Source organism: Rhizobium sp. CECT 9324 (assembly GCF_918741265.1).
In the GTDB taxonomy this organism is placed as follows: domain Bacteria; phylum Pseudomonadota; class Alphaproteobacteria; order Rhizobiales; family Rhizobiaceae; genus Allorhizobium.
This window is the reverse complement of the sequence record NZ_CAKKMZ010000001.1, coordinates 1,778,350-1,804,874: the sequence shown is the minus strand read 5'-3', so window position 1 is coordinate 1,804,874 and position 26,525 is coordinate 1,778,350. Positions and strand designations below refer to the sequence as shown.

Annotated in this window: 26 protein-coding genes and 1 tRNA gene; 15 read left to right on the top strand and 12 right to left on the bottom strand. The window is 59.2% G+C overall.

Features of this window, described 5'->3' with window-relative positions; translation table 11 throughout:
• Positions 1 to 190: 190 nt before the first annotated feature.
• A complete protein-coding gene (locus LQ231_RS08910; protein ID WP_230171081.1) occupies positions 191 to 2,419 on the bottom strand; it encodes a bifunctional (p)ppGpp synthetase/guanosine-3',5'-bis(diphosphate) 3'-pyrophosphohydrolase in 2,229 nt (742 codons plus the stop codon).
• Positions 2,420 to 2,515: 96 nt separating this feature from the next.
• Positions 2,516 to 2,911, bottom strand: coding sequence for a DNA-directed RNA polymerase subunit omega (gene rpoZ / locus LQ231_RS08905; protein WP_113140832.1), 396 nt, complete (start codon positions 2,909 to 2,911; stop codon positions 2,516 to 2,518).
• 295 nt (positions 2,912 to 3,206) lie between these two features.
• Here rpoZ and LQ231_RS08900 point away from each other — a divergent pair, with 295 nt between their 5' ends.
• Both LQ231_RS08900 and LQ231_RS08895 read left to right on the top strand, forming a co-directional pair.
• Positions 3,207 to 3,794, top strand: coding sequence for an NYN domain-containing protein (locus LQ231_RS08900; RefSeq protein WP_007600220.1), 588 nt, complete (start codon positions 3,207 to 3,209; stop codon positions 3,792 to 3,794).
• A gap of 114 nt (positions 3,795 to 3,908) precedes the next feature.
• Positions 3,909 to 4,991 carry a trifunctional transcriptional activator/DNA repair protein Ada/methylated-DNA--[protein]-cysteine S-methyltransferase gene (locus LQ231_RS08895; RefSeq protein ID WP_230171080.1) on the top strand — a complete coding sequence of 361 codons (1,083 nt, stop codon included), beginning with the start codon at positions 3,909 to 3,911 and terminating at the stop codon, positions 4,989 to 4,991.
• A 182-nt stretch (positions 4,992 to 5,173) separates the two neighbouring features.
• Here the strand turns inward: LQ231_RS08895 and smpB are convergent, their stop codons facing one another.
• Positions 5,174 to 5,653 (bottom strand): SsrA-binding protein SmpB, encoded by a 480-nt coding sequence (gene smpB / locus LQ231_RS08890; protein ID WP_113140830.1) that lies wholly within the window; start codon positions 5,651 to 5,653, stop codon positions 5,174 to 5,176.
• A 133-nt stretch (positions 5,654 to 5,786) separates the two neighbouring features.
• Positions 5,787 to 6,671: a 4-hydroxy-tetrahydrodipicolinate synthase gene (dapA, locus tag LQ231_RS08885; RefSeq protein WP_230171079.1), complete on the bottom strand. Its 885-nt coding sequence runs from the start codon at positions 6,669 to 6,671 to the stop codon at positions 5,787 to 5,789.
• Between the two features lie 219 nt (positions 6,672 to 6,890).
• Here dapA and LQ231_RS08880 point away from each other — a divergent pair, with 219 nt between their 5' ends.
• Together LQ231_RS08880 and LQ231_RS08875 are read left to right on the top strand one after the other, a co-directional pair.
• Complete coding sequence (locus LQ231_RS08880; protein WP_230171078.1) at positions 6,891 to 8,975, top strand: lytic transglycosylase domain-containing protein; 2,085 nt, start codon at positions 6,891 to 6,893, stop codon at positions 8,973 to 8,975.
• Between the two features lie 59 nt (positions 8,976 to 9,034).
• On the top strand, positions 9,035 to 9,916 hold the full coding sequence (locus LQ231_RS08875) for an alpha/beta hydrolase (RefSeq protein WP_230171077.1): 882 nt from the start codon (positions 9,035 to 9,037) through the stop codon (positions 9,914 to 9,916).
• 121 nt (positions 9,917 to 10,037) lie between these two features.
• On the opposite strand, the gene LQ231_RS08870 is transcribed toward LQ231_RS08875, so the two are convergent.
• Positions 10,038 to 11,015: a porin gene (locus LQ231_RS08870; RefSeq protein ID WP_230171076.1), complete on the bottom strand. Its 978-nt coding sequence runs from the start codon at positions 11,013 to 11,015 to the stop codon at positions 10,038 to 10,040.
• Between the two features lie 621 nt (positions 11,016 to 11,636).
• Here LQ231_RS08870 and LQ231_RS08865 point away from each other — a divergent pair.
• The 3 genes from LQ231_RS08865 (at position 11,637) to LQ231_RS08855 (ending at position 14,217) form a co-directional block, all read left to right on the top strand.
• Positions 11,637 to 11,727: transfer RNA gene (locus LQ231_RS08865), tRNA-Ser, on the top strand.
• Between the two features lie 251 nt (positions 11,728 to 11,978).
• On the top strand, positions 11,979 to 13,016 hold the full coding sequence (locus LQ231_RS08860; RefSeq protein WP_230171075.1) for a porin: 1,038 nt from the start codon (positions 11,979 to 11,981) through the stop codon (positions 13,014 to 13,016).
• A 265-nt stretch (positions 13,017 to 13,281) separates the two neighbouring features.
• Positions 13,282 to 14,217 (top strand): site-specific integrase, encoded by a 936-nt coding sequence (locus LQ231_RS08855; protein WP_113140825.1) that lies wholly within the window; start codon positions 13,282 to 13,284, stop codon positions 14,215 to 14,217.
• A gap of 164 nt (positions 14,218 to 14,381) precedes the next feature.
• Here the strand turns inward: LQ231_RS08855 and LQ231_RS08850 are convergent, their stop codons facing one another.
• The gene (locus LQ231_RS08850) at positions 14,382 to 15,599 is read right to left on the bottom strand and encodes an FAD-dependent oxidoreductase (protein WP_230171074.1); all 1,218 of its coding nucleotides are present in this window, start codon (positions 15,597 to 15,599) and stop codon (positions 14,382 to 14,384) included.
• 282 nt (positions 15,600 to 15,881) lie between these two features.
• Between LQ231_RS08850 and LQ231_RS08845 the strand changes: the two genes are divergently transcribed.
• The 3 genes from LQ231_RS08845 (at position 15,882) to LQ231_RS08835 (ending at position 18,070) form a co-directional block, all read left to right on the top strand.
• Positions 15,882 to 16,235: a hypothetical protein gene (locus LQ231_RS08845; RefSeq protein ID WP_230171073.1), complete on the top strand. Its 354-nt coding sequence runs from the start codon at positions 15,882 to 15,884 to the stop codon at positions 16,233 to 16,235.
• 197 nt (positions 16,236 to 16,432) lie between these two features.
• Positions 16,433 to 16,843, top strand: a complete 411-nt coding sequence (locus LQ231_RS08840; protein ID WP_230171072.1) for a PilZ domain-containing protein — start codon at positions 16,433 to 16,435, stop codon at positions 16,841 to 16,843.
• 114 nt (positions 16,844 to 16,957) lie between these two features.
• Positions 16,958 to 18,070 (top strand): pyridoxal phosphate-dependent aminotransferase, encoded by a 1,113-nt coding sequence (locus LQ231_RS08835; protein WP_230171071.1) that lies wholly within the window; start codon positions 16,958 to 16,960, stop codon positions 18,068 to 18,070.
• A gap of 162 nt (positions 18,071 to 18,232) precedes the next feature.
• Here LQ231_RS08835 and LQ231_RS08830 read toward each other — a convergent pair whose 3' ends face one another.
• A complete protein-coding gene (locus LQ231_RS08830) occupies positions 18,233 to 18,499 on the bottom strand; it encodes a sel1 repeat family protein (protein WP_007600180.1) in 267 nt (88 codons plus the stop codon).
• A gap of 513 nt (positions 18,500 to 19,012) precedes the next feature.
• On the opposite strand from LQ231_RS08830, the gene LQ231_RS08825 reads away from it, so the two are divergent.
• Entirely contained in the window at positions 19,013 to 19,348 is a 336-nt protein-coding gene (locus tag LQ231_RS08825; RefSeq protein ID WP_007600172.1) for a DUF2147 domain-containing protein, read from the top strand.
• A 101-nt stretch (positions 19,349 to 19,449) separates the two neighbouring features.
• Here the strand turns inward: LQ231_RS08825 and LQ231_RS08820 are convergent, their stop codons facing one another.
• Positions 19,450 to 19,662, bottom strand: a complete 213-nt coding sequence (locus LQ231_RS08820) for a 4-oxalocrotonate tautomerase family protein (RefSeq protein ID WP_113140820.1) — start codon at positions 19,660 to 19,662, stop codon at positions 19,450 to 19,452.
• 42 nt (positions 19,663 to 19,704) lie between these two features.
• Positions 19,705 to 20,445 (bottom strand): SDR family oxidoreductase, encoded by a 741-nt coding sequence (locus LQ231_RS08815; RefSeq protein WP_230171070.1) that lies wholly within the window; start codon positions 20,443 to 20,445, stop codon positions 19,705 to 19,707.
• Between the two features lie 103 nt (positions 20,446 to 20,548).
• On the opposite strand from LQ231_RS08815, the gene LQ231_RS08810 reads away from it, so the two are divergent.
• The gene (locus LQ231_RS08810; protein ID WP_230171069.1) at positions 20,549 to 21,445 is read left to right on the top strand and encodes a LysR family transcriptional regulator; all 897 of its coding nucleotides are present in this window, start codon (positions 20,549 to 20,551) and stop codon (positions 21,443 to 21,445) included.
• Positions 21,446 to 21,490: 45 nt separating this feature from the next.
• On the opposite strand, the gene LQ231_RS08805 is transcribed toward LQ231_RS08810, so the two are convergent.
• Positions 21,491 to 21,868, bottom strand: a complete 378-nt coding sequence (locus LQ231_RS08805; protein ID WP_230171068.1) for a glyoxalase superfamily protein — start codon at positions 21,866 to 21,868, stop codon at positions 21,491 to 21,493.
• A gap of 294 nt (positions 21,869 to 22,162) precedes the next feature.
• Here LQ231_RS08805 and LQ231_RS08800 point away from each other — a divergent pair, with 294 nt between their 5' ends.
• A complete protein-coding gene (locus LQ231_RS08800; RefSeq protein ID WP_162742590.1) occupies positions 22,163 to 22,333 on the top strand; it encodes a hypothetical protein in 171 nt (56 codons plus the stop codon).
• Positions 22,334 to 22,382: 49 nt separating this feature from the next.
• Here the strand turns inward: LQ231_RS08800 and LQ231_RS08795 are convergent, their stop codons facing one another.
• On the bottom strand, positions 22,383 to 22,676 hold the full coding sequence (locus tag LQ231_RS08795) for a hypothetical protein (protein WP_230171067.1): 294 nt from the start codon (positions 22,674 to 22,676) through the stop codon (positions 22,383 to 22,385).
• A gap of 236 nt (positions 22,677 to 22,912) precedes the next feature.
• On the opposite strand from LQ231_RS08795, the gene LQ231_RS08790 reads away from it, so the two are divergent.
• Positions 22,913 to 24,415 carry an AMP nucleosidase gene (locus LQ231_RS08790; RefSeq protein ID WP_113140816.1) on the top strand — a complete coding sequence of 501 codons (1,503 nt, stop codon included), beginning with the start codon at positions 22,913 to 22,915 and terminating at the stop codon, positions 24,413 to 24,415.
• 150 nt (positions 24,416 to 24,565) lie between these two features.
• Here LQ231_RS08790 and LQ231_RS08785 read toward each other — a convergent pair whose 3' ends face one another.
• A complete protein-coding gene (locus LQ231_RS08785) occupies positions 24,566 to 25,432 on the bottom strand; it encodes an aldo/keto reductase family oxidoreductase (RefSeq protein ID WP_230171066.1) in 867 nt (288 codons plus the stop codon).
• 127 nt (positions 25,433 to 25,559) lie between these two features.
• Here LQ231_RS08785 and LQ231_RS08780 point away from each other — a divergent pair, with 127 nt between their 5' ends.
• Positions 25,560 to 26,483 (top strand): LysR substrate-binding domain-containing protein, encoded by a 924-nt coding sequence (locus tag LQ231_RS08780; RefSeq protein WP_230171065.1) that lies wholly within the window; start codon positions 25,560 to 25,562, stop codon positions 26,481 to 26,483.
• The last annotated feature ends 42 nt before the right edge of the window (positions 26,484 to 26,525 follow it).

Here is a 26,525-nt window from a genome sequence, read left to right as displayed (position 1 = left end):
GCGCCGCACAAACCACCAGTCCTGATTGGCGACACCAGCCATGCACGCAACGCATGCCTGAGCCCTGAAGGTTTACGTTTTAGGCAGAATAGTGACTAAAACTGAGGCAGGTCGCCTCCAGTGTGGCCCAGACAGGCCACACTGGAGGCCGTAACATGTGGAAACGGCAACGGCAGGCCGAGCGGCAGGTTTAGTCGTAGATCCGCTTGACCGTGGAGATGCAGTCGAGCTCTTTCAGTTCGCCGAGCAACTGGTTGAGCTGGCGAAGATCCCAGACTTCGATATCGAGGCCCATTTCAGTGAAGTCGGTTGCGATACGGATCATGTTCAGCACGCGGATGTTGATATCGAGACGCGCGACGCATTGCGCGACCGTGGCCAACGTGCCCGGTTCGTTCAACGCATTGATCAGGATGCGGGCGACAAAGCGCGATTTGTTGGCCTCGTCCAGATCCCAGCGCACATCGATCCAGCGTTCCGGTTCATCGTCGAAGCGCTGCAGCGCTGAGGCCTGGATAGGATAGATGGTGATCCGCCTGTCGTCTTCCATGATGCCGACGATGCGATCGCCAGGGACAGCGCCTGCCGGACCGAAATGCACTTCGGCATTGCCCGAGAGACCGCGGATCGGCAATGGCTCCGGTCCATCGCCGGCCGTCGGCGTATCGCCCACCAGCCGCGCCTTGCCCGGAATCTTGAAGACCATGCCATTGGCGCTGTTCATCGCGAACCAGCCTTCATCGGCATTAGGCTTCACGGTGACGCGCTCGTCCTGATAGTCAGGATAGACGGCACGCAGGACATCGAGCGACGACATTTCGCCGCGGCCAACCGAGGCAATCGCGTCTTCGACATCGCGCTGGCCAAGCCGGTGCAGGACGGGACGGAGATTGTCCTTGGAGAAAACCTTGCCGGCGCGCTCGAACGTGCGCTCGAGAATGCGCTGGCCGAGACCCGCATATTGCTTGCGGATCGCCATGCGGGTGGCGCGGCGGATAGCGGCGCGCGCCTTGCCGGTGACGACGATCTCTTCCCAGGCGGCGGGCGGAACCTGGACTCCGGAGCGGATGATCTCGACCTCATCGCCGTTCGACAGGCGCGTGACCAGCGGCATGATCGAACCGTTGATCTTGGCGCCGACCGTTGTGTCGCCGATATTGGTATGGACCGCATAGGCAAAGTCGATCGGGGTCGCACCGCGCGGCAGCGCGATCAGCTTGCCCTTCGGGGTAAAACAGAAGACCTGATCCTGGAACAGTTCGAGCTTGGTGTGTTCGAGGAACTCTTCCGGATTGTCGCCTTCGGCCAGCGCCTCGATCGTATGGCGCAGCCAGGAATAGGCATTGCTTTCCCGCGACAGAAGTTCGCCCGGCTCGCCGTTTTCGCCATCCTTGTAGAGTGCATGCGCGGCAATGCCGAACTCGGCGATCTCGTGCATGCGGCTGGTACGGATCTGCAGTTCGATACGCTGGCGCGACGGACCGACGATCGTCGTGTGGATCGAACGGTAGTCATTCTGCTTCGGGGTGGAGATATAGTCCTTGAAGCGCCCCGGCACGACACGCCAGCGGGTATGCACGATGCCGAGCGCCCGGTAGCAGCCGGGAATATCATCGACCAGGATGCGGAAACCGTAGACATCGGACAGCTGCTCGAAGGACAGCGACTTCGACTGCATCTTGCGGAAAACCGAATACGGCTTCTTCTGCCGGCCCTTGACGGACGTGTTGAGCAGGCCGTTGGCGACAAGCAGGTCGCGCAATTCATCTTCAATTTTGGTGATCAGCCCTTCGTTGCGGGTCGAAAGTTCGGCCAGACGCTGGGTCACCGTCTCGTAGGCTTCGGGATTGATATAGCGGAAGGACAGATCCTCCAGCTCGTCGCGCATGTCCTGCATACCCATGCGGCCGGCAAGCGGCGCATAGATTTCCATCGTCTCTTCGGAAATGCGGGCGCGCTTGTCATCGCGCATATGCTCGAGCGTGCGCATGTTGTGCAGCCGATCGGCGAGCTTGACGAGCAGCACGCGCACGTCATCGGAAATGGCGAGCAGCAGCTTGCGCAGGTTCTCTGCCTGCTTGGCCTTTTTCGAAACCAGATCCAGCTTCTTGAGCTTGGTCAGGCCTTCGACCAGGCGACCGATATCCTCGCCGAACAGTTCGTCGATTTCCGCGCGGGTCGCCGATGTGTCTTCAATCGTGTCATGCAGGAGTGCGACGGCAATCGTCGATTCATCGAGACGCATGTCGGTGAGAATCGCAGCGACCTCAAGCGGGTGGGATATGTAGGGATCGCCACTGGCGCGCGTCTGCTTGCCGTGCTTCTGCATGGCATAGACATAGGCCTTGTTGAGAAGAGCTTCATTGGCGTCGGGCTTGTACTTTTGTACCCGCTCCACAAGCTCATACTGCCGCATCATTCAGACGTCTCCTAGAAACGAAAAGCGCGCCAGTCTGTGTGACTGGCGCACGCAATTCAACCGTCCGAAGCAGACTAAGGTCTGACCTGTTGACGATTAGTAATCGTCGCTTTTTTCCGGCGGCACAAGGCCTTCGATTCCGGCCAGAAGATCTTCTTCCGACATCTGGTCGAACGTCACCGTTTCCGGTGCGTCATCTTCGTCGTCAGACTTCGATGCAGAGCCAGCAATCATCGAACCCGAATCCTGTTCAGGCTCGTCGACTTCGACATGCTTCTGCAGCGAATGGATCAGATCTTCCTTCAGATCGTCTGGCGAAAGGGTCTCGTCGGCGATTTCGCGCAGAGCGACGACCGGATTCTTATCCTTGTCGCGATCGATTGTGATCGGCGCACCCTGAGAAATCTGGCGGGCACGATGGCTTGCGAGCAGCACGAGCTCGAAGCGATTTTCGACTTTGTCGATACAGTCTTCAACGGTGACACGGGCCATTGCCTGTCCTTTGCGGTCATGAATGCATGGGATTGGGGCTGCGATACAATCAATAGAGGGGAAATTCAAGTTTTTCGTCATTCTCCGTTGCCAGAACGGCTAATAAAACGCGGGAAAGCCAAAAAGCGTCACCTGATTCAACCTGTGCGTGCTTGGAATATTAGAAATCCTGCCCTACATCTTTTCATATATGAACACTTCTTAATGTACTAGGAGTGCTCTGAAGTTGAAAGGCAAAGTCTTGTTTTGATTACTTTTTGCCCAGTATGAATATTTGCATCCAAGGATAATTCCCATGTTCGACCCCCGCGAAAAGATCGCCCTTTTTATCGACGGCGCCAATCTCTACGCTGCTTCCAAGAGCCTTGGCTTCGATATCGACTACCGTAAGCTGCTCAAGGCATTCCAGAAGCGCGGCTACCTGTTGCGGGCTTACTATTACACGGCACTGATCGAGGACCAGGAATATTCGTCAATCCGCCCGTTGATCGACTGGCTCGACTACAATGGCTACAAGGTCATCACCAAGCCGGCCAAGGAGTTCACCGATTCCATGGGTCGCCGCAAGGTCAAGGGCAATATGGATATCGAACTGGCCATCGATGCTATGGAACAGTCGGAAACCGTCGATCACCTGGTCATTTTCTCCGGCGACGGCGATTTTACCACACTGGTCGAAGCGCTGCAGCGCAGGGGCCGCAAGGTCTCGGTGGTGTCGACCATGGCAACCCAGCCGCCGATGATCGCCGACGATCTGCGTCGGCAGTCCGATCATTTCATCGACCTGATGACGCTGAAGGCGGAAATTGGCCGTGACCCGAGCGAACGGGGAGCGCCGCGCGTCATGAGCGAGCCGGCTCCGGCAAGCGAACACGACCACTAAGCACGCGGAACCTCAGAGGCCATAGCGCTTTCTTTGGGCTCACTCAGCGACACTGAGCAATATCGGCGCCCGATTTCCGGCGGCATCTGTCGCGCTTTGCGCTAGTATCGGGGCATGCTGTTCAAACGCCCCACCCACGACACATTGTACACTGCGCTGGTCAATCGCGATGCCGCCTATGACGGCTTCGCTTATGTCTGCGTGACCTCCACCAGGATCTTTTGCCGCTTCACCTGCACCGCGCGCAAGCCGAAGCCGGAAAACTGCGTCTTCGAAGAGACGATGGCCGCATGCATGGAGGCCGGCTTCCGGCCGTGTAAACGCTGTCGCCCGATGCTCACCTATGGTGCACCCGATCCGATGGTGAAAGGCCTGCTGGAGGCGCTTGATGCAGACCCCGTCCGGCGCTGGAGCGAGGATGATATTGTCGCGCTCGGCCACGATCCCTCGACCGTACGGCGCAGCTTCAAAAAACGGTTCGGCATGAGCTTTCTTGAAATCGCCAGGCTGAGGCGGGCGGGCCAGGCCGCTCAGACCCTGTCCCAGGGCGAATCGGTGATCGACGCACAGCTCGACGCCGGTTACGAATCGGGCAGCGGCTTCCGCCAGGCCATCACCCAGCTGTTTGGCGCAGCGCCGGCGGAACTCAAAGGCCGATCGCTGCTCAAGGCCGACTGGATCGAAACGCCGATCGGTCCGATGATGGCGATTGCCGACGAGCATGCCTTGCATCTGCTGGAATTTGCCGATCGCCCTGCCCTGCCGAACGAGATCCGCCGGCTGCAGACGCTAAACGGCCAGGTGGTGACACTCGGGCGCAACGCAGTCATCGAGCAGATAGCGGCCGAGCTTTCAGACTATTTCCACGGCGCGCCGGCCCCGTTCCAGACCCGGCTCGCTGGGCATGGAACCGCGTTCGAACGCGCCGTCTGGCAGGCGCTGCGTCAGATCCCGGTCGGCGTCACCCGCAGTTATTCAGGCCTTGCTGCAGACATCGACCGCCCCACCGCCGTCCGGGCTGTCGCCCGCGCCAATGGCGCCAACCAGATCGCGATCGTGGTCGCCTGCCACCGGGTGATCGGGGCGGATGGCAGTCTGACGGGCTATGGTGCCGGTCTCTGGCGCAAACGATGGCTGCTGGAACACGAACGCCGCATGGTCGAACGGGCCGGCGAAAAACACGCGGCAAACGGCTGAACTAAACCAATTCAGCCGCCATCGGCACGTCGCCGCGCGGCGTGTGGCCGATGGTTCTCGAAGCGTGCGCCGAACAGGAAATTACCGACCGGGACAGACTGCCTTGCCGCTCCAGCGCAAACATTGCCTCGAAGACAAATTCACCCACGGTAACCTTTAGCTGCGATGCGCGCTTTTACCGATCAACCGCCCGTCTTCAACAGACGGCTCTTCTGCCGGTTCCAGTCGCGTTCCTTCTCGGTCTCGCGCTTGTCATGCAGTTTCTTGCCCTTGGCGAGCGCCAGTTCGAGCTTTGCCCTGCCCTTTTCGTTGAAGTAGATCTTCAACGGCACCAGCGTCATGCCTTCACGGTTGATCGAATTGCGCAGACGGTTGATCTCGCGCTTCGACAGCAAGAGCTTGCGGCGGCGGCGCGGCTCGTGATTGAAACGATTGGCCTGCAGATATTCCGGCAGATGGGAATTGATCAGCCAGATCTCGTTGCCTTCGTCGGAGGCGTAGGATTCCGCAATATTCGCCTTGCCTTCGCGCAGAGCCTTGACCTCGGTGCCGGTCAGAACCAGACCGGCCTCGTAAGTGTCAATGATCTCGTAGTTGAAGCGCGCCTTGCGGTTTTCCGCGACGATCTTGTTGATGGTGCGCTGGCTGCCTCTGGGTGCCATGGTGAATTCCGATCCGCCCGATGCTTTTGTTATTGTGGACGGCGGGCTCCCGTTCCTGATGTCTGTGCCTCTATGTAGTATAGAGAGACCGGGAAGAAAAGGCGCCGAGTGTCTTGCCCCGGCGCCGACTGTCTCAGTTCAGCAGGCCCGCATGCTTCAGCGCCGCGTCGATGGCAGCTTCCGTTGCACCTTCCAGCGTCGGCAGAAGCGGCAGGCGCACGGTGCGGCTCATCCGGCCGAGGCGGTTGAGCGCATATTTCGCCCCGCACAGGCCCGGCTCCATGAAGATCGCCTTGTGCAGTGGCATCAGGCGATCCTGATATTCCAGAGCCTTGGCATAATCGCCGGCCAGCATGGCGGCCTGGAATTCGGCCGACAGGCGTGGCGCGACATTGGCGGTCACCGAAATGCAGCCGACGCCGCCATGGGCGTTGAAGCCGAGGGCCGTCGCATCTTCGCCGGACAGCTGGATGAAATCCGCGCCGCAGGTGATGCGCTGCTCGGAAACACGCTCGATCTTGCCGGTCGCATCTTTCACACCGACAATATTCTTGTGCGCCTTGGCGAGCACGCCCATGGTTTCGGGCGTCATGTCGACCACCGAACGACCCGGAATGTTATAGATGATGATCGGCAGCGAGACGGCCTCGGCGATCGCCGCATAATGGCCAATCAGGCCCTTCTGCGTCGGCTTGTTGTAATACGGCGTGACGACCAGCAGGGCGTCCGCGCCGGCCTTTTCGGCGTGCTGCGCGAGATCGATCGCTTCCTTGGTGTTGTTGGAGCCTGCACCGGCAATTACCGGCACGCGCTTGGCGGCCACCTCAATACAGAGTTCGACGACACGTTTGTGCTCAGCATGGGAGAGTGTCGGCGATTCACCCGTCGTGCCGACCGGCACGAGACCGGATGAGCCTTCGGCGATCTGCCACTCGACATGGGCGGCGAAAGCGGCTTCATCAACAGTACCCGCTTCGGTGAAGGGGGTAACGAGAGCGGGAATTGATCCCTGAAACATGCACTGAACTCCTCAGGGCCGATATCCACGCTTCGGCCGCATTCTCTATTTAAATCGGGGGCACATTACTTCGCGCCTTCGGGTGCGACAAGCGCATGTCGCGTGCTTTTGTGATAGTTTCAACGGGCTGATCGACGGAATGTGATCGCCCCGGTTAAGGACTTGTTAAGCAAGGTTTCGCCTTACTGAAGGGGTGGCGCATATAGGTCTGGTGTGTAGATGAGAAAGTCGTCTCTTTTTGTTTCGGCCCTGGGGCTCGGCATTGCCGGGATCATTGGCGTGCAGAATGCCGCCGCCCTTTCCGACGTCCCGGCAGGCGTTCCGGTTCCGGCGGAAAAACCGCTGGGCTTTGCGCCGATGAAAGCCGAACCGCCGTCCTTCGAGACGACCGGCACCATTCCCAAGACATCCTCGCCGGCTGCGCAGGTCAACCCGCTGCTGAAAGCCGGGCTCGACGCGCTGTCGGACAAAGATGGTGCCAAAGCACTTTCGATCCGTAACCGGATGACCGTTGGCCTCGATCGCCATATGCTGACCTGGTCGATCGCCATGTCGGGGTTGCGGGACGTATCCTCCAGCGAAATCGCCACGGCGCAGCGTGAGCTGAAGGGCTGGCCGGGACTGAAATCGTTCCGCGCCAATTCAGAACGGGCGCTCTACAGAGAAAATCCAAACCCGAAAGGTGTTCTTGCCGCATTCGGAAATTCCGAAGCCGAGACGACCGAGGGCGCGATGTTGCTTGCGCGAGCGCATCTTGCGATCGGCAATACCACGCAAGCAGCCAAGGTGATCCGCAAGCTGTGGCACGAGGACGGCCTGGACAAGCCGACGGAAGACAGGATACTCGGCGAGTTCACTTCTCTGCTGCGCCCGGCGGACCACAAGGCGCGCATGGACTATCTGATGTATCGCGGTCGCGCGAGCCAGGCAAAGCGCTTCTCGGCGCTCGGCGAGGCACAATCGCTTTACAATGCCTGGGCAGCGCTGATCCAGAAATCCGGCAACACCGCCGCCCTGATCAAGGCAGTCGACAGCCGCTGGGCGTCCGACCCTGCCTATCTCTTCATTCGCATCGAGAACCTGCGCCGACAGGACAAATACGAAGACGCTGCAAAGCTTCTCGAACAGATGCCGCGCGACAAAGCCAAGCTCATCAACACCGGCGAATGGTGGAACGAGCAGCGGATCGTGGCGCGTGGGCTCGCCGATCTCGGCAAGTTCCGCGCCGCCTACCAGGTCACCGCGCATCATGCGGCCGGCGAGACCGCGGACATGGCGGATGCCGAGTTTCATGCCGGCTGGTATGCCTTGCGCTACCTGAACGACCCGAAGACCGCCTCGAAGCATTTCCAGCGGATCCTGGAAGTATCAAACCGACCGCTTTCCGCCTCGCGTGGCTGGTATTGGCTTGGCCGCGCGGCGGAAGCCGCCGGCGACGACAAGGCGCGCGACTACTTCAATCGTGCGGCCCAACATCCAAGCACCTTCTATGGCCAGCTTGCCAGCGCGCGGGTGCAGATGGGTGCGATCAGGATACCATATCCGGCGCCATCGCCCGCCGAGCGCGACCTGTTTACGTCGCGCGAAGCGGTTCAGGCCATATCGCGCTATGAGTCCGCCGGCCATGGATGGCGGGCGCAAAGCCTGTACCGGGCGCTGGCTGAACAGCTGGACAATCCCGGCGAGCTGGCTTTGCTCAGTTCACGCGCGGAAAAGTCGGAAGGCGGGCACCAGCTCTCGCTGCAGATCGGCAAGACGGCCTATGCCCGCGGCATCAATGTGCCGGCGCTTGCCTTCCCGATCGGCGTCATTCCCTCCTCGGCCAACATTGCCGGCTCCGGCAAGGCGCTGGCCTATGCCATTGCCCGCCAGGAGAGCGCTTTCAATCCGGCCGCTGTTTCGCCGGCGAATGCGCGCGGACTGCTGCAACTTTTGCCATCGACCGCCAAAGGGGTCGCTGCCCGGCATGGGCTTGCCTATGCACCGGCCAAGCTGACCACGGATCCGGGTTTCAACGCCACGCTTGGCGCGCATTATCTTGGCGAGCAGATCGATGCATTCGGCGGCTCCTACATCATGACCTTCATTGCCTATAATGCCGGGCCGCGCAAAGTGCCGGAATGGATCGGCCGTTACGGCGACCCGCGCGGCAAGTCAATCGACGAGGTCGTCGACTGGATCGAACGCATCCCCTTCCCCGAGACACGCAACTATGTGCAGCGGGTGATGGAGAACTATCAGGTCTACAAGAGCCGGCTCGGCCAGGAGACCGACATCGTTCACGACCTTCGCTTCGGTCGCTGATCGACGGCACTGAAGATCTTCGCTAGCGTGTCTTCCAGCAACACTCAGCGGAGGACTAAATGCCTGATCCTGTGACCAACGGCATCGAAGATCGCTTCATCAGCGTCCCGGATGGCCTCAAGCTTCATGTGCGGGTTCACGGCCGTGAAAATTCCGGCCTGCCCGTCGTCTGCCTGCCGGGCCTGACCCGCAACGGCCGCGATTTCGAAGCCATTGCCCGCTTGCTGTCTAGCGCGCCACACGACTGCAAGGTTATCAGCATCACCTCGCGTGGGCGTGGCCTGTCAGACCGCGACCCGGAGCCTACGCGTTACACGATCCCGGTCGAAGCGATGGATGTGGTGGCCGTGCTCGACCAGTTGGCGATCGAGAGGGCGCATTTCATCGGCACATCGCGCGGCGGACTGATCCTGCATGTGCTGGCGATGACCCATCTCGATCGGATCGCGAGCGTTGTCCTCAACGATATCGGCCCTGTCCTCGAGATCGAAGGACTGCGCCAGATCCAGGCCTATCTGGGCCGTCGGCGCAAGCCGCAGACATTTGCCGAGGCGGCGCTGATCCTGAAGGAGGCGCATGGCGACGAGTTTCCGGCTTTGTCCGATGAAGATTGGCAGGGGCTTGCCTCGGCGATCTACCGGGAGACCGACGGTGAGATTGTCACCGACTACGATCCGGAAATCGGCATCCAGTTCCGCGCGGCGGACTTCAATCAACCGCTTGCAGATCTCTGGCCGCAGTTTGCATTGTTGGCGGATCTTCCGGTTATGGTGATCCGGGGGGAGCATTCGCGGCTGTTGTCTTCCGAAACGGTGGATTTAATGAGTGAGCGGCATCCGCGTCTGCTTGCTGTTACCGCCAGCGGCCAAGGCCACGCGCCGCTGCTGGATCTGGGACCACTGCCCGAACAGATCGCCGGCTTTCTCAACAAGAGCATTTAGAGAAGACAAAGTTCGCGGCAGTTCGCGTAGACGAAGCTGCGCGGTCCGTTGGCAACCATCTCGCCAAACGGAAAAAGCCCGGCACAAGGCCGGGCTTTCCCTATCCAATCCGTAGATTGAATTAGAATGCGCGCTGCAGACGGAAGTAACCGTACGTGTCGTCCGATTCGTCGTTGTGCTGAAGCGATACGCGAGCAAGCAGGTTTTCAACCGGCTTGTAGTCCAGCGTGATGCCGTATGTGAAATCGTCGGTGCCGTCTACGAAATCGACGTTATCCCAGTACTGGATGCCCGGAGTGATGGTCAGCTTGTCCGTTGCCTTGAAGGCGTAGGAAGCAGCAATCGTCCACTCAGCAGCATCGTAGTAAACGTTTGCGTCCGAAGCGTAAACGCCGGCGAGGTAGAAGGTGCCCGGACCAACGTCAGCCGAAGCGATAGCGCGAACAGCGCCTTCTTCAACGTCGAAGTCGTAACCGCCGAGGATGGCGATCGAAGCCGGACCGAAGGTTGCCGTTACAGTACCAGCAAGACCGATGTCGGTGTTGGCCGAGGTGCCGTTGATTTCGTCAACCGAAACGCCGATCGAGAAAGCATCAGCAGCGTATGTGTAAGCGAACGAGACGAATTCGGTGTCGTTGCCGAGGCCATCGGTCTCGCCAGCGATACCAAGGTCCCACCAGCTGTAGAACCAGCCAGCCTTGAAGCCGCCGAGAGCGAGGTAAGCTTCGTCAGCGTAGAAGCCCTGCTCAGCGCCGTTAACGCTGATGTCGCTTTCGAGAGCGATGAAGGACTGCAGAACGCCGAGCTCGGTGTCCGACTTTGCGTCAACCGTGATCAGGGCAGAAGCGCGCATGTCGTAGTCGTTGCCAGACTGCGAGTCAGCATCGCGACCGAAGTCGACCTGTGCACGAACCCAACCACCGATCTGGAGGCAGGTTTCGGTGCCCGGGATGTAGAAGTAGCCGGTGCCGAAAGCGTCGCAAACGCGAACGTATTCCATCGGCTCTGGCTCAGCAGCAACGATAGCGTCGGCAGCCTGGGCGCCAGATACTACAGCGAGAGCTGCAGCGGAGCCGAGAAGAAGGCTCTTGATGTTCATTATTGACCTCCAGTCAAGTTTCGTATGGGTCTGGCCAAATTGGCTGAAGGACAGCAGTTCCTGCCCCATCCCCGTCGGTTTCTCAGAAGACGGACGATCCACCGCCTCGCTTCCGAAGTTGAAAATACAAAACGCCGCCCGTCATGCAATCACCAATCACCGGAAAGAATGGAAACGGGGGACCCTTCCGTCTGCGCTGTTGCTCAAAGGACACAAAACCGTGTCCAGGGATCATTAAAACTTTACACTTCGTTAAGAAAGCCCTTAGGAAATGGGCACTTAGCGACTGGCCTCAGAAACACTGGCGGTTAAAACCAGGATTTGTTTCCAACCGAAATGGGCGAAATCCCCTATGGCCAAACGCTTTTTGCGGGCAGCGGTGACAAGCGCTCACTCTATATAAGGATCGATATGTTGAGTGAAGCGCCGTGGGCGACCGCCATTTTCGATCTTTGAGAACAGAATCGATCATTGAAAAGCCTCTCGATTCGGGAATCGCCGCGGTCGCCCGTAGCCCGGCGCCGGCGATTCCCTGAAATTTGCCGGCTCCATAAGGTAAAATGTGCAGGATTGCGAAAAACCCTTGCAATCGCCGATTCAAGCACATAATCAGGCCGCACCGGAGAGGTGGCCGAGTGGTCGAAGGCGCTCCCCTGCTAAGGGAGTATACGTCAAAAGCGTATCGTGGGTTCGAATCCCATCCTCTCCGCCATTCAACCCAATCTCAAAATTCCCGCATTTGCTTCTGCCCGCGTCGTCGAGCTGTGTTTTCGCATGGCGTTCCCGCACGTGAGCTGTCGACGGAAAGCCGTGCTGGCGACGGCCAATCCGAGGCCATGCTGGCGCGATTGGCGGCACCGCTCCCGATGAGCGCCGCGACAATTATCACTTATCTATATGATTTAAAACGATAATAACAATATATCCGCAGTGCTCCGGTCTATAATTGACTGGAGGTCAATAATGAACATCAAGAGCCTTCTTCTCGGCTCCGCTGCAGCTCTCGCTGTAGTATCTGGCGCCCAGGCTGCCGACGCTATCGTTGCTGCTGAGCCAGAGCCGATGGAATACGTTCGCGTTTGCGACGCTTTCGGCACCGGCTACTTCTACATCCCGGGTTCGGAAACCTGCCTCAAGATCAGCGGTTATGTTCGCTTCGAGACCCAGTTCTCGGAAGACGACAATGAAGATCTCGACTGGAACGCCCGTACCCGCGCCAAGATCAACTTCGAAGCCAAGAGCGATTCCGAGCTCGGCACCGTCGGTTCCTACATCGCAGTCCGCACCTGGGCTGAAAGCGACGGCACCGACAACGGCTCGGGCAACGACCTCGAGATCGACGAAGCCTACATCACTGTCGGCGGCTTCAAGGTCGGCTACATGTATAACTACTGGGATAACGATCTCTCGGGCGAAACCGATGACCTCGGTTCGAACCGCATCAACTCGATCGGTTACCAGTACACTGCCGATGCGTTCTCGGCTGGCGTCTTCCTTGACGAACTGACGAAGACCTATTCCGGCGACTTCGACACCTTCTACGACGACAACGACAACCTCGGCATCGAAGGCCAGATCGCTGCGACCTTCGGCGTTGTCACCGCAGAACTTCTCGGCTCCTACGACTTCGCAGCTGAAAATGGCGCGATCCGCGCAAAGCTTCTGGCTGATGTTGGTCCGGGCACATTCGGCCTCGCCGCCATCTACTCGACCGGCGCAAACGCCTACTACGACGTTTCCGAGTGGACCGTTGCTGCTGAATACGCCGTCAAGCTGAGCGAAAAGTTCACCCTGACGCCTGGCGTTCAGTACTGGGACAGCTACGGCCTCGTTTCGGCTGACGACTTCGACTCCAGCAACGACGCCTGGAAGGCCGGCCTGACCCTCGATTACAAAATCGCCCAGGGCCTGACTGCCAAGGTTGCCGTCAACTACTTCGACGAAGACGCAGCTGATGATGGCGTCTGGGACGGCTTCGTCCGTCTGCAGCGCTCGTTCTAATTCGATCTTCGGATTGATACGAGATCCGGCCTTCGGGCCGGATCTCACGCAAAACCCACTGAAAACGTGGTTTTGCCGAATACAGGTTGTGAAATGTCAAATGCTGGCCAGTTGTGACGACTGTTGCCGGCCGGCACCGTTTCTTGAGGAAAAACTCCACCATCCGTGCTTCCGCGCAATTATGAGCTATACTTTTTATAATGTATAACGATATTCGATCTCGTGAGGCCCGCATGGCGCTGGCCGGATCGTATGAGGCCATGGCGTGAACAACATGATATCGGAAAAAAGCGAGGCATTCGACACAGCCGTCGAAGTGCCCTCCTATTCCGTTCATTATCAGTACAGCACCGCGAACAAGCTTTTCGAAGTCCGCGACACGTCGCTGCGTGCCCTGTTCGCAAAATATGGCGACATTCTCTGGCTCAACGGCAGCCACAAATACAATGTCACCAATTTCATCGCCGAACTTCATGACATGTTGGATATCCCGGGCTTCTCCACCTTTTCCCAGGAGATGCTCGATCAATTGATTGGCAAATTGCGCAAGCGCGGTAACAGCAACGCCACCATCAATCGAAAGATGGCGGCCCTAAGCAAACTGCTGCGAAAGGCGTATAAAATGGGAGATGTCTACAGTCTGCCCGAATTCAAGCGCGAAAAGGAAAAGGCAGGGCGTATCCGCTTCCTCGACAGAGACGAAGAGGACTTGCTGTTTTCCGAAATCCGCGCGCATTCGGACCTTTATTATCGTTTCTGCACATTCCTGGTGGATACCGGTGCCCGCCTGAGCGAAGGTACCGACCTTCGCTGGGGTGACCTCAATGCACACCGCGCCACATTCTGGGTGACAAAATCCGGGCGTTCGCGTTCCGTCCCCCTCACCCAGCGGGCCGCTGCTGCAATCGCTGCCTCGGACCGGCGCTTCCCTGGTCCCTTTTCAGAGATTGACCAGCAAAGGTTCCGGATCGCCTGGCACAATGCCAAGGACGCCATCGGTCTCGGCGATGACAAAGATGTCGTGCCGCACGTGTTGCGCCATACCTGCGCCTCGCGCCTGGTCCAGGGCGGCATCGACATCCGCCGCGTTCAGATGTGGCTTGGCCACCAGACCCTGACAATGACCATGCGATACGCACACCTCGCCTCGCATGATCTCGATATGTGTGTTCCCGTTCTGGAGCGCGCAGCCGCAAACTAACGGTTCATTTTTTTGTTAGTGACATGATAGCGCTACCATCACTTTGATTCTGCTTATTATTTGTTGTCATAAATAACAGTTATTATAAAAACACAAAAGGGGTCCCGGAGAAAAATCCGGGACCCCTTTTCACTATAAGGTGTAGAGAGTGTGCTTGTACTGCGTCAGAGGATCAGCGTCTTGAGATCCAGTAACGGGTCAGCGATCGCGGCCCTGTCCGGAGTTCGACCCAGATCGAGAAGTTTCTTGCCGGCAACATAGGCCTTGGCATCATTGATCGCATCCACTGCGATGAAGTCCCCCTTGGCAAAATACCAAACAGACAGACTGCCTTCGCGTGCACCAGGGCGGACGACCGTTTCGTCATAGCCGAGATTGAAGCCGGCGATCTGCAGCTTGACGTCATACTGATCCGACCAGAACCACGGTTTCGGCCGATAGGGCAGCGCCACGCCCGCCAGATTGCTGGCGGCCGCCTCAGCCTGGTCCACGGCATTCTGCACCGACTCGAGCCGGATCTTCTGCCCCTTCCAGTCGAAGACCGCGCAATCGCCCACGGCATAGACGTTCGGATCGGAGCTTTGCTCCATGTCGTCGACGAGAATGCCGTTGGCGGTTTCGATCCCGGCTTCTGCGGCAATCCGGTCATTGGGCACGACACCGATCCCGGCAATGACCAGATCGACGTCGATGACGCTGCCATCCGACAGTTCGGCCGCCTTGACCCGTCCATCCTCGCCGATCAAGCGCTTGAGGCCGGTGTTTTCGCGAATGACGACACCCTCTGCCTGGTGGATTGCGCGCATTGCATCGGCGGTTTCCTTCGCGGCAACGCGGGCGAGCACGCGTTCGGCCATTTCGATCAAGGTCACGTCCAGGCCAAGTTTGCGCGCCACGGCGGCAGCCTCAAGACCGATGTAACCGCCGCCGACAATCAGCAGCCGTCGCCCGGCCTTCATTTCATCGGCAAGGCGATCGGCATCGGCCTTGTCGCGGGCGGTATAGACACCGTCAAGATCACCGCCGATCTGCGACGGCAGGCGGCGCGGCGTAGCACCCGTGGCAAAGACCAGCGTCTCATAAGCAATCGTCGAGCCATCGAAGAGCCGAACGGTCCTGGCCTCGCGGTCAACCGCCTCTACCGGCGTCGATAGGCGGATCTCGACATTGTTTTCCTCGTACCAGGCTTGCGGGCGAAACAGCAGGCGATCGAAACTCATCTCGCCCAACAGATATTTCTTCGACAGCGGCGGGCGCTGATAGGGAAGGCAGGGCTCGGAACCCAGAAGGAGGATGGGGCGCTCGTCCTTCAATGCCCGAAGTTTAGCCGCCAACGCAAATCCTGCCTGGCCTGCGCCAATGATCACCAGTCTGCCCGCCACGTGTCACGCCTCGTCTTGTTTCAGGAAAAGTCTTGCTTCAGGAAAAGCGCCTGACATCCGCAATGGGAGGCGCGTCAATGAACAAGGCGTAGCTTTATGGCAATTTCCGGTCAAGGAGCGGATGCAGGGCCGCGATGACGCATCCGCCCGCGACAAGCCGTGTAAGCACCTGAGTTCAAAGACAAAACATTCACTTCCCATGCATTTTAACGATCCGATTGAGAAAGCGTCGAAGAAGATGCGTTAAATTGGGATTGTGCCAAATCGCCAAGGGAGGGTGAGATGCCCTTACAGATGATACCCGACGTAAAAGCGAACATTCCGCAGGACAAGGTCTTCGAGAAATTCAGGATCGACCGGCCGGGCAAGATCATCTTCGTCGGCCATCACCTGAGCACCACGACCTCGCTGCGATGCCTGATCCGCACGATATCCCTGCATGGCGCAGAACTCGAGGTCTCGCCACACCTGCCGATGCCCAGCAACTTCTTCCTGGAGATCCTTGGCATTCATGACGAAATCGGCTGCACGCTCATCCGCCGCGAAGCTGAGAAGCTCACCATCGGCTTCAACATGCTGATCGATCCAGAATTCCTGCACCACGTCGTGCGACTTTCCTTCGAGCTGGGCCATTGAGCCGCGCTTCTCCACCTAAAAACAACTGGCTGGATCGAGACGGGTATCGATGTAGCGACAAGACAGTATTTCTCTTTGTGTTTTCTTCCCATTCGAGAAAGCGCAAATACTTAAAACTTGACTGATCCTCTTGACGCTAATGCAAATATTAGAACCCACAGTGCAAGCAACACCGGGCTTGGAACGCGAGAACAACAATGGAAAACGCAACGCATCTGGCGACAGTCAAGTCGGAAATGTACGAACGCAAATGGGAGCGTTTCTATGTCCAACGTCCCGCCAAGGTCATGGCGGTCAGCCCTGGACTGAGCGGCATCACGATCCGCAGTTGTGAAGTCGTGGATATTTCGCAAGGCGGCGCCGCACTTGTGATGACAACCACCATCGGCCTGTCCTCCCATTATTACCTGCAGGTCGTTGGTCTTGCCGATCGCATCGGCTGTGCTGAAGCCTATCGAAACGGCAATCGGGTTGGCGTGAAATTCATCCGGCCGATCCCGGAAGCCATGCTGCACCGGATCGTGCGCGCCGACTTCATGCTCGGCGAAAAGATGGATGCGCCGATCAAGCCGTTCACCAACGGAAACGGTGCGCGCCTGGGGCGCTGATTTCGGCAAAACTTTCTACCGGCAGGCCAATGGCGCCGGTTCTCGCCCTTGCGCGCGCCCTGCGGAAACCTATTGTGGGCTCAGTTCAAACTCTGCCCGGGATTCCAGCATCGCATGTCCGCCTTCTCTCGCTTTACACACCTGTCGTCCACCCTGCCGGCAACCGTACCCTTCGTTGGGCCGGAGGCCATCGAACGCCAACGCGGACTGCCGGTAAAAGCCCGGATCGGCGCGAATGAAAGCGGCTTCGGCCCGGCCCCTTCCGTCATTGCGACGATTGCGGAGAAATCGGTCGAGATCTGGAAATACAATGATCCGGAAAACCACGCGCTGAAGACCGCGCTGGCAGCGCATCTGTCGCTGAAGCCGGAGAATTTCGTCATCGGCGAAGGCATCGACGACCTGCTCGGCTTGATCGTCCGGCTGGTGATCGAGCCCGGCATGCCGGTCGTCACCTCGCTCGGCGGCTATCCGACCTTCAATTTCCATGTGAACGGCTTTGGTGGTCGCCTGGTCACGGTGCCCTACCGCGGCGACCGCGAAGATCTCGACGGATTGCTTGCCGCCGTCAAAGCCGAGGATGCGCCGCTGGTCTATTTTGCCAATCCCGATAATCCGATGGGCAGTTGGTGGGATGCCGACAGCATCGTCGCTTTTGCCCGCGCGCTGCCGGAAACGACGCTGCTCATCCTGGACGAAGCCTATAGCGAAACGGCCCCGGCCGGCTCGATCCCGGTTGCCGACGCCTTGATCGACCTGCCCAACGTGATCCGCACCCGGACATTCTCCAAGGCCTATGGTCTTGCCGGCGCCCGCGTCGGCTATGGCATCGGCACGCCCGGCACGGTCTCGGCCTTCGACAAGATCCGCAATCATTTCGGCATGCCGCGGCTGTCGACGGAAGCGGCACTCGCCGCGCTGAAGGACCAGCGCTACCTGGCCGACGTTCTGGCGCGCATTGCAGACGCGCGTACACGGATTTCGGCCATCGCCACGGCCAATGGTCTGAAACCGCTCCCGTCCGCGACGAATTTCGTCACGGTCGATGCGGGACGAGACGGTGTCTATGCGCGTGCGATCGTCGATGGGCTGATGGAGCACGGCATTTTCATTCGCATGCCCGGCGTTGCGCCACTGAACCGCTGCATCCGCATCTCGACAGGCCTGCCGGCTGACATGGATCTTTTGGAAGAGGCCTTGCCGAAGGTGCTGGCCGCGCTCGCCTGAGACTAGCGTCAGCGCAATAAAAAGAACCGCGCCGGCCTTGTTCCTGCCGGTCGCGGTTCTGATGTGTTGGCACTGGCCCCGTCCAAAGGTCCCCCGCCACGTTCCCCTGCATCAGGGTTCTTGTGCTTTTTCGTCCTCCCGCCAAAGGCGGGGTAACTGCATTCAGTGGATGGTCATCCATTCGCGGGCCGCGCGCAGCGCTGCGGCGAGATCGGGCTTCGTCATCGTCTGGGCGAGATCGGCACGCAGTTCGGCGGCGCGCTCGCATCCCTTGATTGCCGCGATGTTCAGCCACTTGTGGGCCGAGACCAGGTCGATCGGGCAACCGCGGCCGGTTGCATACATCAGACCCATGTCGCAGAAGACATCGGCTCGGGTTTCGCCACCCATGGTGGCCATTTCGGAATTGCGCATTTCAAAGCGTGCCATCGGATTTGTCCCTGTCTAGCCTAGTGGTTTAAACTGTCCCTGTTTTGCCCCTTTCGGAGCGCCTTCCGGACCGTTGCCATCTTCTTTTGTGGCGTTTCGAACCTTCAGGTATCGGCGGGTTTTTCCCTGCTCGTTTGATGACCCAACTATGCCGGAAGGCTTTCAATGGTCGCTTAAAATGCATGCTTAATTTGCTGAAAACAAAGTACAAATGCTTCGTAAACTTGGTTTTTTGTTAAGCATCGGATGCCCTGCATTTTAAGGAATTTGGCTCGAAATTTACGAAAACTTCAGGTCTGGAAATCAACCGATTGTTCACCACGAAATTCGAAGGCACTTTTGACAAAGCCCGGAAACGCCGGTTTTGAACGCCATCCACAGCTGCAAAATCCGGCGGATTGCATTTTACCTTTACGTGTGCGTAAGATAATTCTTAACCGTTGAGCCGCGATTTCGGAGGAATTCAAGCGCGCTTGACGGCTGTTACCATCATCCCGGGAGGAAAGATCACACATGCGGACCATCATCATCGCAGCCGCGCTGGCATTTTCGGCCATCACCGCGCAGGCGGCAGAGCCCATCGAGGGCAACTGGAAGACGGCAACCGGCGCCACGGCCGAAATCGCCCCTTGCGGCGGCGCGTTCTGCGTGACGCTCAAGACCGGCAAATTCGTCGGCAAGCAGATCGGCAAGATGTCGGGCAGCGGCGACAGCTATTCCGGCGAAATCACCGACCCGGAAACCGACAAGACTTATTCGGGTTCAGGCACCGTCTCTGGCAGTTCGCTGAAGATGAAGGGCTGCGTTCTCGCCGTCCTTTGCAAGAGCCAGACCTGGTCGCGGCTCTGATCGGCTGACGCTCTCACTATAAAGAGCGGAACCGGGCACTATAAAGAGGGGAACGGGCGGTGGGAGCGATCCCCCGCCCGAACTTTTTCCGCCTGACGCACCTAGTCGACGGCGCGATAGTCGTCGGGGATGGTGAAGACGATATCGGCCCGACCATAGCCGCCGTCCTTGACCTCCTCGATCAGCACCATGGTATGCGGACGTGCTGCCTCGGACAAATACTCGACCAGCATGGCAGTCGTTCGGTGGACGATTTCCTCTTTCTGGACCTTGGACAGCGCCCCTTCCGGGGTCTTGATGTTCACAAACGGCATTTCATTCTCCTGCTTGGTTGTCTCTCAGAAGGGCTGCGCGTGTCAGACCACGCCGCCATTGGCGCGGATCACCTGGCCGTTGACCCAGCCGCCATCGGGGCCGGCGAGGAAGGACACGACAGCGGCGATATCATCGGGCTGGCCGAGCCGCTTCAGTGGGTTCATGCCGATGATCGCGTTGACCAGGTCTTCCGACTTGCCCTTCATGAACAGTTCGGTCTCGACCGGGCCCGGCGCGACGGCATTGACGGTGATCGCTTTCGGTCCGAGTTCCTTTGCCAGGATATGGGTCATGGCTTCGACCGCCGCCTTGGTTGCGGCATAGACGCCGTAGGCCGGCTGGTAGACACCAACCACGCTGGTCGAGAAGCTGATGATGCGGCCGCCGGGGCGGATGCGGTTCGCGCCTTCGCGCATGCCGCGGAAGACGCCGCCAAGATTGGTCGCGACCTGGCGCTCAAAGGCTTCATCCGACGTGTCGGCAATCGGCGAAAGCTGCATGATGCCTGCATTGTTGACCAGCACGTCGACACCACCGAAAGTTTGATCGGCGGCATCGAACAACGCTCTCATACCGTCGATCGAGGCGATATCGGCCTGAACCGCCACGGCGCGGCCACCGGCCGCTTCAATATCGCCGACAACGGCTGCGGCTGACTCTGCGCCCCTTGCATAATTGACCACGACGGCAAATCCGTCGCGGGCAAGACGTCTGGCAATCGCCGCTCCGATGCCTTTCGATGATCCGGTGACGATGGCAGTCCTGGTTTCAGTATCGATCATGGCAGCTCTCCTTGTTTCTGTCTGCCTGAAGATATGCCGATGCTCGTTCCAAACAATCACCCGTGTCTTGACATCATAATTCTGTTGGTGCGAACAATGAGCGATGGATCGACTTGACCGAATGCAACTCTTTCTTCGTGTGGTGGAGCGGCGCAGTTTTTCTGCGGCGGCGGCCGATCTCGGGCTCGGACGATCGACGGCGACCGAAGCGATCAAGCAGTTGGAGGCCGATCTCGGCGCGCGGCTGTTGGAGCGGACAACGCGCCATGTAACGCCGACTCTGGAGGGGCAGGTTCACTACCAACGCTGCCTCGCCATTCTTTCGGACATTGACGAAGCCGAAAACGCATTTCGCGATGGCAAACCGCGCGGCATCCTCAGGATCGATGCGCATCCGCTGCTGACGCGGACCTTCCTCCTGCCGCATCTGCCGGAATTCCTCGAGTGCTATCCCGGTCTCGATCTGCATATCGGCCAGGGCGACCGGTTGGTGGATCTGGTCCGCGAAGGCATCGATTGCGCCCTTCGCGCCGGAGAGCTTGCCGATAGCGGCCTGATCGCGCGCAAGCTTGCGACGATTAACGAAGTGACCTGTGCCAGCCCCGCCTATCTTGCCCGCCATGGCATGCCGGCAACGCTTGATGATCTTGCGACCGGGCATCTGTGCATCGGCTTCGTCTCGTCGCGCACCGGCGAGGTGATGCCGCTCGAATTCATGGATGGCAAGGACATAAGACTGGTGCCAATCGCCTCGCGCGTCACCGTCAACAATTCCGACACGATGACGGATCTCTGCCGGCTCGGCTTCGGTCTGATCCAGGCACCGCGCTACCGGCTGGCACAAGATCTTGCCGAGGGCCGGCTGGTCGAGGTCCTGGCGAACCATCCGCCCTCACCCACGCCACTGTCGGCCGTCTATCCGCAAAACCGACATACCGCCGCCCGCCTGCGCGTCTTCCTCGACTGGGCGACGGAGATCTTCGCCAAGGCGAACCTTTAGCTGCGGCGGAACCCTCCCCCACAGCCAGCAGCACCGCTATACGGCTCAGATCGGTTCGCCGACGTCGATGCGATTGCCGTCAGGATCCTCGAAGACAAAGGCGCGCAGCCCGTAATCCTTGTTCTGCAGCCGTTTGATCACCCGCAGGCCCTTGCGCTGGATGACGTCATGCAGCGCATCGATATTCTCGACCATCATATGGGCGACGTTGAAGTCCGCGGCTTCATAACCGGGCTGTAAGGTCAGGTGCAATTCAGCCGAATCCCGCTTCAGGATCATGAAGCCGACCGGACTGCCGTTCTCGAAGGTTTTGCTGAAACCCAGTACCTCCGTGTAGAATTTTTCGGCGCGTGCCATCTGCTTGACCGGTAGCATGACAGCGACCCGCCCGAAGCGCATCGTCTCGTGTTTGATGTTGTCCATCGTGTGGTCTCGTTTTGTGAAGACCGCATATCCCGGCCGCGGTCGGTGCCGCGCAGGGAAGCGTGCTCAATTGTTGTGACAAACGAGACGGTGCCCGTTGCATCAGTATTGCAGAGAGAGGCATCCGGATAAAGACCCGAAACCCGTATCCTCGCCGGATGACGCCGCGCCTCGGAGCCGCGCCCCCCCAGAATTGCCCCGATTTCTGAATGCCTGATGAACCCGACTATCAGCAGGCGTTCAGGCAGGTGTCAGCATAGTCGGTCACAGGGACAAGGGACTGGAGATTTTCACATGAGCACGCTTTCTCGCCGCATGACCATTCTGACGTTGACCATGGCCGTTTTCGCCTTCCTGTTCGCCCAGCTGGTGGTGTCCACAGGACCCGGTCAGCGGCACGGGCAGGCAGCGATGATCTCAAGCTGCGGCATTCCCGGCAGCCCGCTCTGCAAGGCTGTCTTCTAGGAACAGCTCTCATCGGCTCAGGTTCGGCCAGACGGTCTGTGGTTGCCGCCTATTTGGCCAACAGCTTGTTCTTGATCAGCCCGACGACGATCTGGACCACCAGACCCGCGACACCGCCGCCGACAAACTGGCCGGCAAGCGCTGCAATATCCACGCCTCCCGCGGCCGCGGCTCCCCCCGAGCCGACCAGCGAGCCCAGAATCGTCCCGCCTCCGACGCCGCCGATCGCCCCGGCGAGCAGGTTGCCGATCTGACCGAGATCCGAATCCTTCAATATCTTGCCGCCTGCCGTTCCACCGGCTGCGCCGCCGATGAGCTGCGCCAGGATTGATGCGATATCCATGAAAAATCGCCCTCCACACGATCCCGTCCACCAGAACGGAACAACTCTGGCATTGTAAGCCGTATGCACTCGCCCGAAAAGACACCGGAGCATTTAATTATTCCGATGTTCTAATGTCTGTTTTTCTCACACAGGAGCGTTCGTCGGCGCGGCTTCACGAACGGCGTCTTGTGGTTTTCTGAAATCAGCCGACAAAACGTCGTTTGCTTGTCAAACTCTCTCTCTTATAATGCATCATGAACACACGAATCCCTATCTCCGCACCCGTCAATTTCATCAGCCCCGAGCCGTATGAACCGCAGGCTTTCAACAATGCCGCTGAAGCGGTCGATGCGCTGACCGCGCTTTATGAGCGCAATACCAGCTTCCTGATCGACGGGTTTGGCGACCTTGCGCAAGGCGGCCCGATTGCGGGCCGCTACCGCGCATTTTATCCGCAGGTGGCACTCGAGACGACCAGTTTCGGCCATATCGACACCCGTCTCGCCTATGGGCATGTGACCTCGCCCGGCCTCTACACCACGACGATCACACGCCCGACGCTGTTTCGTCACTACCTGAAGGAACAGCTCGGCCATCTGATGCGCAATCATCAGGTTCCGGTGATCGTGTCGGAATCCGCCACGCCGATCCCGCTGCATTTCGCCTTTGCCGAAGGTGCGCATGTCGAGGCGTCGGCCGGCGGTCTGGTCGACATGCAGTTGCGCGACATCTTCGATACGCCGGATCTGGCAGTCACCGACGATGAGATCGCCAATGGCGAATACGAGCCGAAGCCAGGCGAGCCGCATCCGCTTGCGCCGTTTACCGCCCAGCGCATCGACTATTCGCTGGCGCGCCTGTCGCATTACACGGCGACCAGTGCCAACCATTTCCAGAACTTCGTGCTGTTCACGAATTACCAGTTCTATGTCGACGAGTTCTGCGCCTATGCGCGCAAGCTGATGGCCGATGGCGGTGAAGGCTATACGGCCTTTGTCGAGCCGGGCAATATCATCACCAAGCCCGGCGACACCGAGGCGAGCGAAGGCGTTTCGCTCGGACGCCTGCCGCAGATGCCGGCCTATCACCTGAAGATGAAGGGCCATGCCGGCATCACGCTGGTCAATATCGGCGTCGGCCCGTCCAACGCCAAGACGATCACCGACCATATCGCCGTGCTGCGCCCGCATGCCTGGCTGATGCTCGGCCACTGCGCCGGGTTGCGCAACAGCCAGAGACTTGGCGATTATGTGCTGGCACATGCCTATGTGCGTGAAGACCATGTTCTCGACGACGACATCCCGGTCTGGGTGCCAATCCCGGCGCTGGCCGAAGTGCAGCAAGCGCTGGAAGATGCGGTCGAGGAGGTGACCGGCTACGAGGGCTTCGAGCTGAAGCGCATCATGCGCACCGGAACCGTTGCCACGATCGACAACCGCAACTGGGAACTGCGCGACCAGCGCGGCCCGGTCAAGCGGCTGTCGCAGTCGCGCGCGATCGCGCTCGACATGGAATCAGCCACGATCGCCGCCAACGGCTTCCGCTTTCGCGTGCCTTACGGCACCCTGCTCTGCGTTTCCGACAAGCCGCTGCATGGTGAGCTGAAACTGCCCGGCATGGCGACCGCCTTCTACAAGACCCAGGTCAGCCAGCACCTGCAGATCGGCATCCGCGCCCTGCAAAAGCTTGGCGCCATGCCGCAGGAAAGACTGCATTCGCGCAAGCTCAGGAGCTTCTTCGAGACTGCATTCCAGTAGAGGTCCAGACAGCGGCCTTACGCCCCAGTCTTGAATGCGAAGCGAATGCGCGCTTGCGTGTAAATATGAACCGTCGGCTATCTGGACGTTGCCGACGGGGCTGCATCTCCGGACCGGTGGCAATCCTTTGCCACCGGCATTTCCTGTCTGCTAGGCGGCCATTCCATTGAGTTCCGACATAACTTCGTCAGAAAGCTCGATCGCGGCGACGCCGAGATTTTCCCGCAAATGCGCCCGTGACGACGTTCCGGGAATAAGCAGGATATTGGGCGCTCGCTTCAGGAGCCAGGCGAGTGCGACCTGCATGGGCGTTGCCTCCATATGCGCAGCCACGTCGGAGAGCGTGGATGACTGGAGCGGCGAAAAGCCGCCGAGCGGGAAGAACGGAACATAAGCCGTTCCCTGCTCTGCGAGCTGGTCGATCAGGGCGTCGTCTCCCCGGTGCGCGAGATTGTACTGGTTCTGCACGCAGACGATGTCGGTGATCTTCCTCGCATCGTCGATTTGTTTCGCCGTGACATTCGACAGACCGATGTGTCGGACAAGGCCCTGGCGCTGCAAATCCGCGAGAACCTCCAACGGTTCTTCCAGTGAACCTTCCGCCGGACCATGCACGTCGAACATGGCGCGCAGGTTGACGACTTCGATCACCTCGAGACCGAGGTTTCTGAGATTGTCGTGCACCGCCCGGGTCAGCTCCTCCTTCGAAAAGGCCGGATTCCAGGAGGCGTCCTCACCACGGATGGCGCCGATCTTCGTGACGATCACCAGATCATCCTTATAGGGATGCAATGCTTCCCTGATGATTTCATTGGTGATGTGAGGACCATAGAAATCGCTTGTGTCGATATGATTGACCCCGCTTTCCACGGCCTCTCGCAACACCAACACAGCTTCCTGGCGATCCTTTGGCGGACCGAACACGCCTTTGCCGGCAAGCTGCATGGCCCCGTAGCCGAGGCGGCGTACGGCACGATCGCCAAGTCTGTATTGGTTCGAATTGCGTAAGTTCGACATGACGTCATCTCCAATTGATTGCCCGCAGTTGATACGGCCGATTGATATATGCCACAATCGCGTACAATCCGAACGAGCTGTCCGCTTTGCCGGACACTCTCGCAAACTATCAAACGTGGGGACTGACATGTCGGAGGTCGATGATTTGAGCGCGTTCCTGATGGTGGCTCGCGCTGGTGGCTTCAGACAGGCCGCACGCGCCAGCGGTGCGAGTTCTTCGGCGCTAAGCGATGCGGTCAAGCGCCTGGAAACCGAACTCGGTGTTCGACTTTTGAACCGCACCACGCGCAGCGTCCTGACCACGGAAGCAGGTCGCGCCCTCATGGAGCGCGTGGGGCCGGCGCTGCGTGAAATCAGGGCAGCGCTTGACCATGCCAGCAGCCTTCGTGATCGCCCCGCGGGATTGCTTAGACTGAACGTGCCGGTCAGCGCTACCCGGCTGGTTCTGCCGCAGATTGTACCCGCATTCCTCGCAGCCTACCCCGATATCCGGCTCGAAATCGCCACCGACGAAAATTTTGTCGACATCATTGCAGAGGGTTGTGACGCGGGAATCCGATATGATGAGCGTCTCGAACAGGACATGATCGCCGTGCCCATAGGGCCGCGCATACAACGCTTTGCGCTTGCTGCCTCATCCGACTATCTGGCCGCACGCGGGAGACCCGAACACCCCGGTGATCTTCTGTCTCACGCCTGTATCCAGGGTCGTTTTGCCGGACGAGCCGTCACCCCCTGGGAGTTTGAAAGGGACGGCGAATCGATGGTCGTCAACACATCCGGTCCACTCCTGGTCCAATCTGGCGGCGGCTCCGATCTTGCAGTGGCGGCGTCTGTCGCGGGCACAGGCATTATCTACCTTTTCGAGGACTGGCTCCGCCCGCACTTCGAAAACGGCACACTCGAGCCGGTCATGGAGTCTTGGTGGCTAAATTTCTCAGGCCCGTTTCTGTACTATCCCGGCAGGCGGCTGGTTCCCGCGCCGCTTCGTGCCTTTATCGACTTCGTCAAGGCCATGCAGAGGACCGACGGGAAGGAACAGGATCGTTGACCCGCGTGGGCTGGGGGAAACCGCAGAGTCTGCAGATCGGCG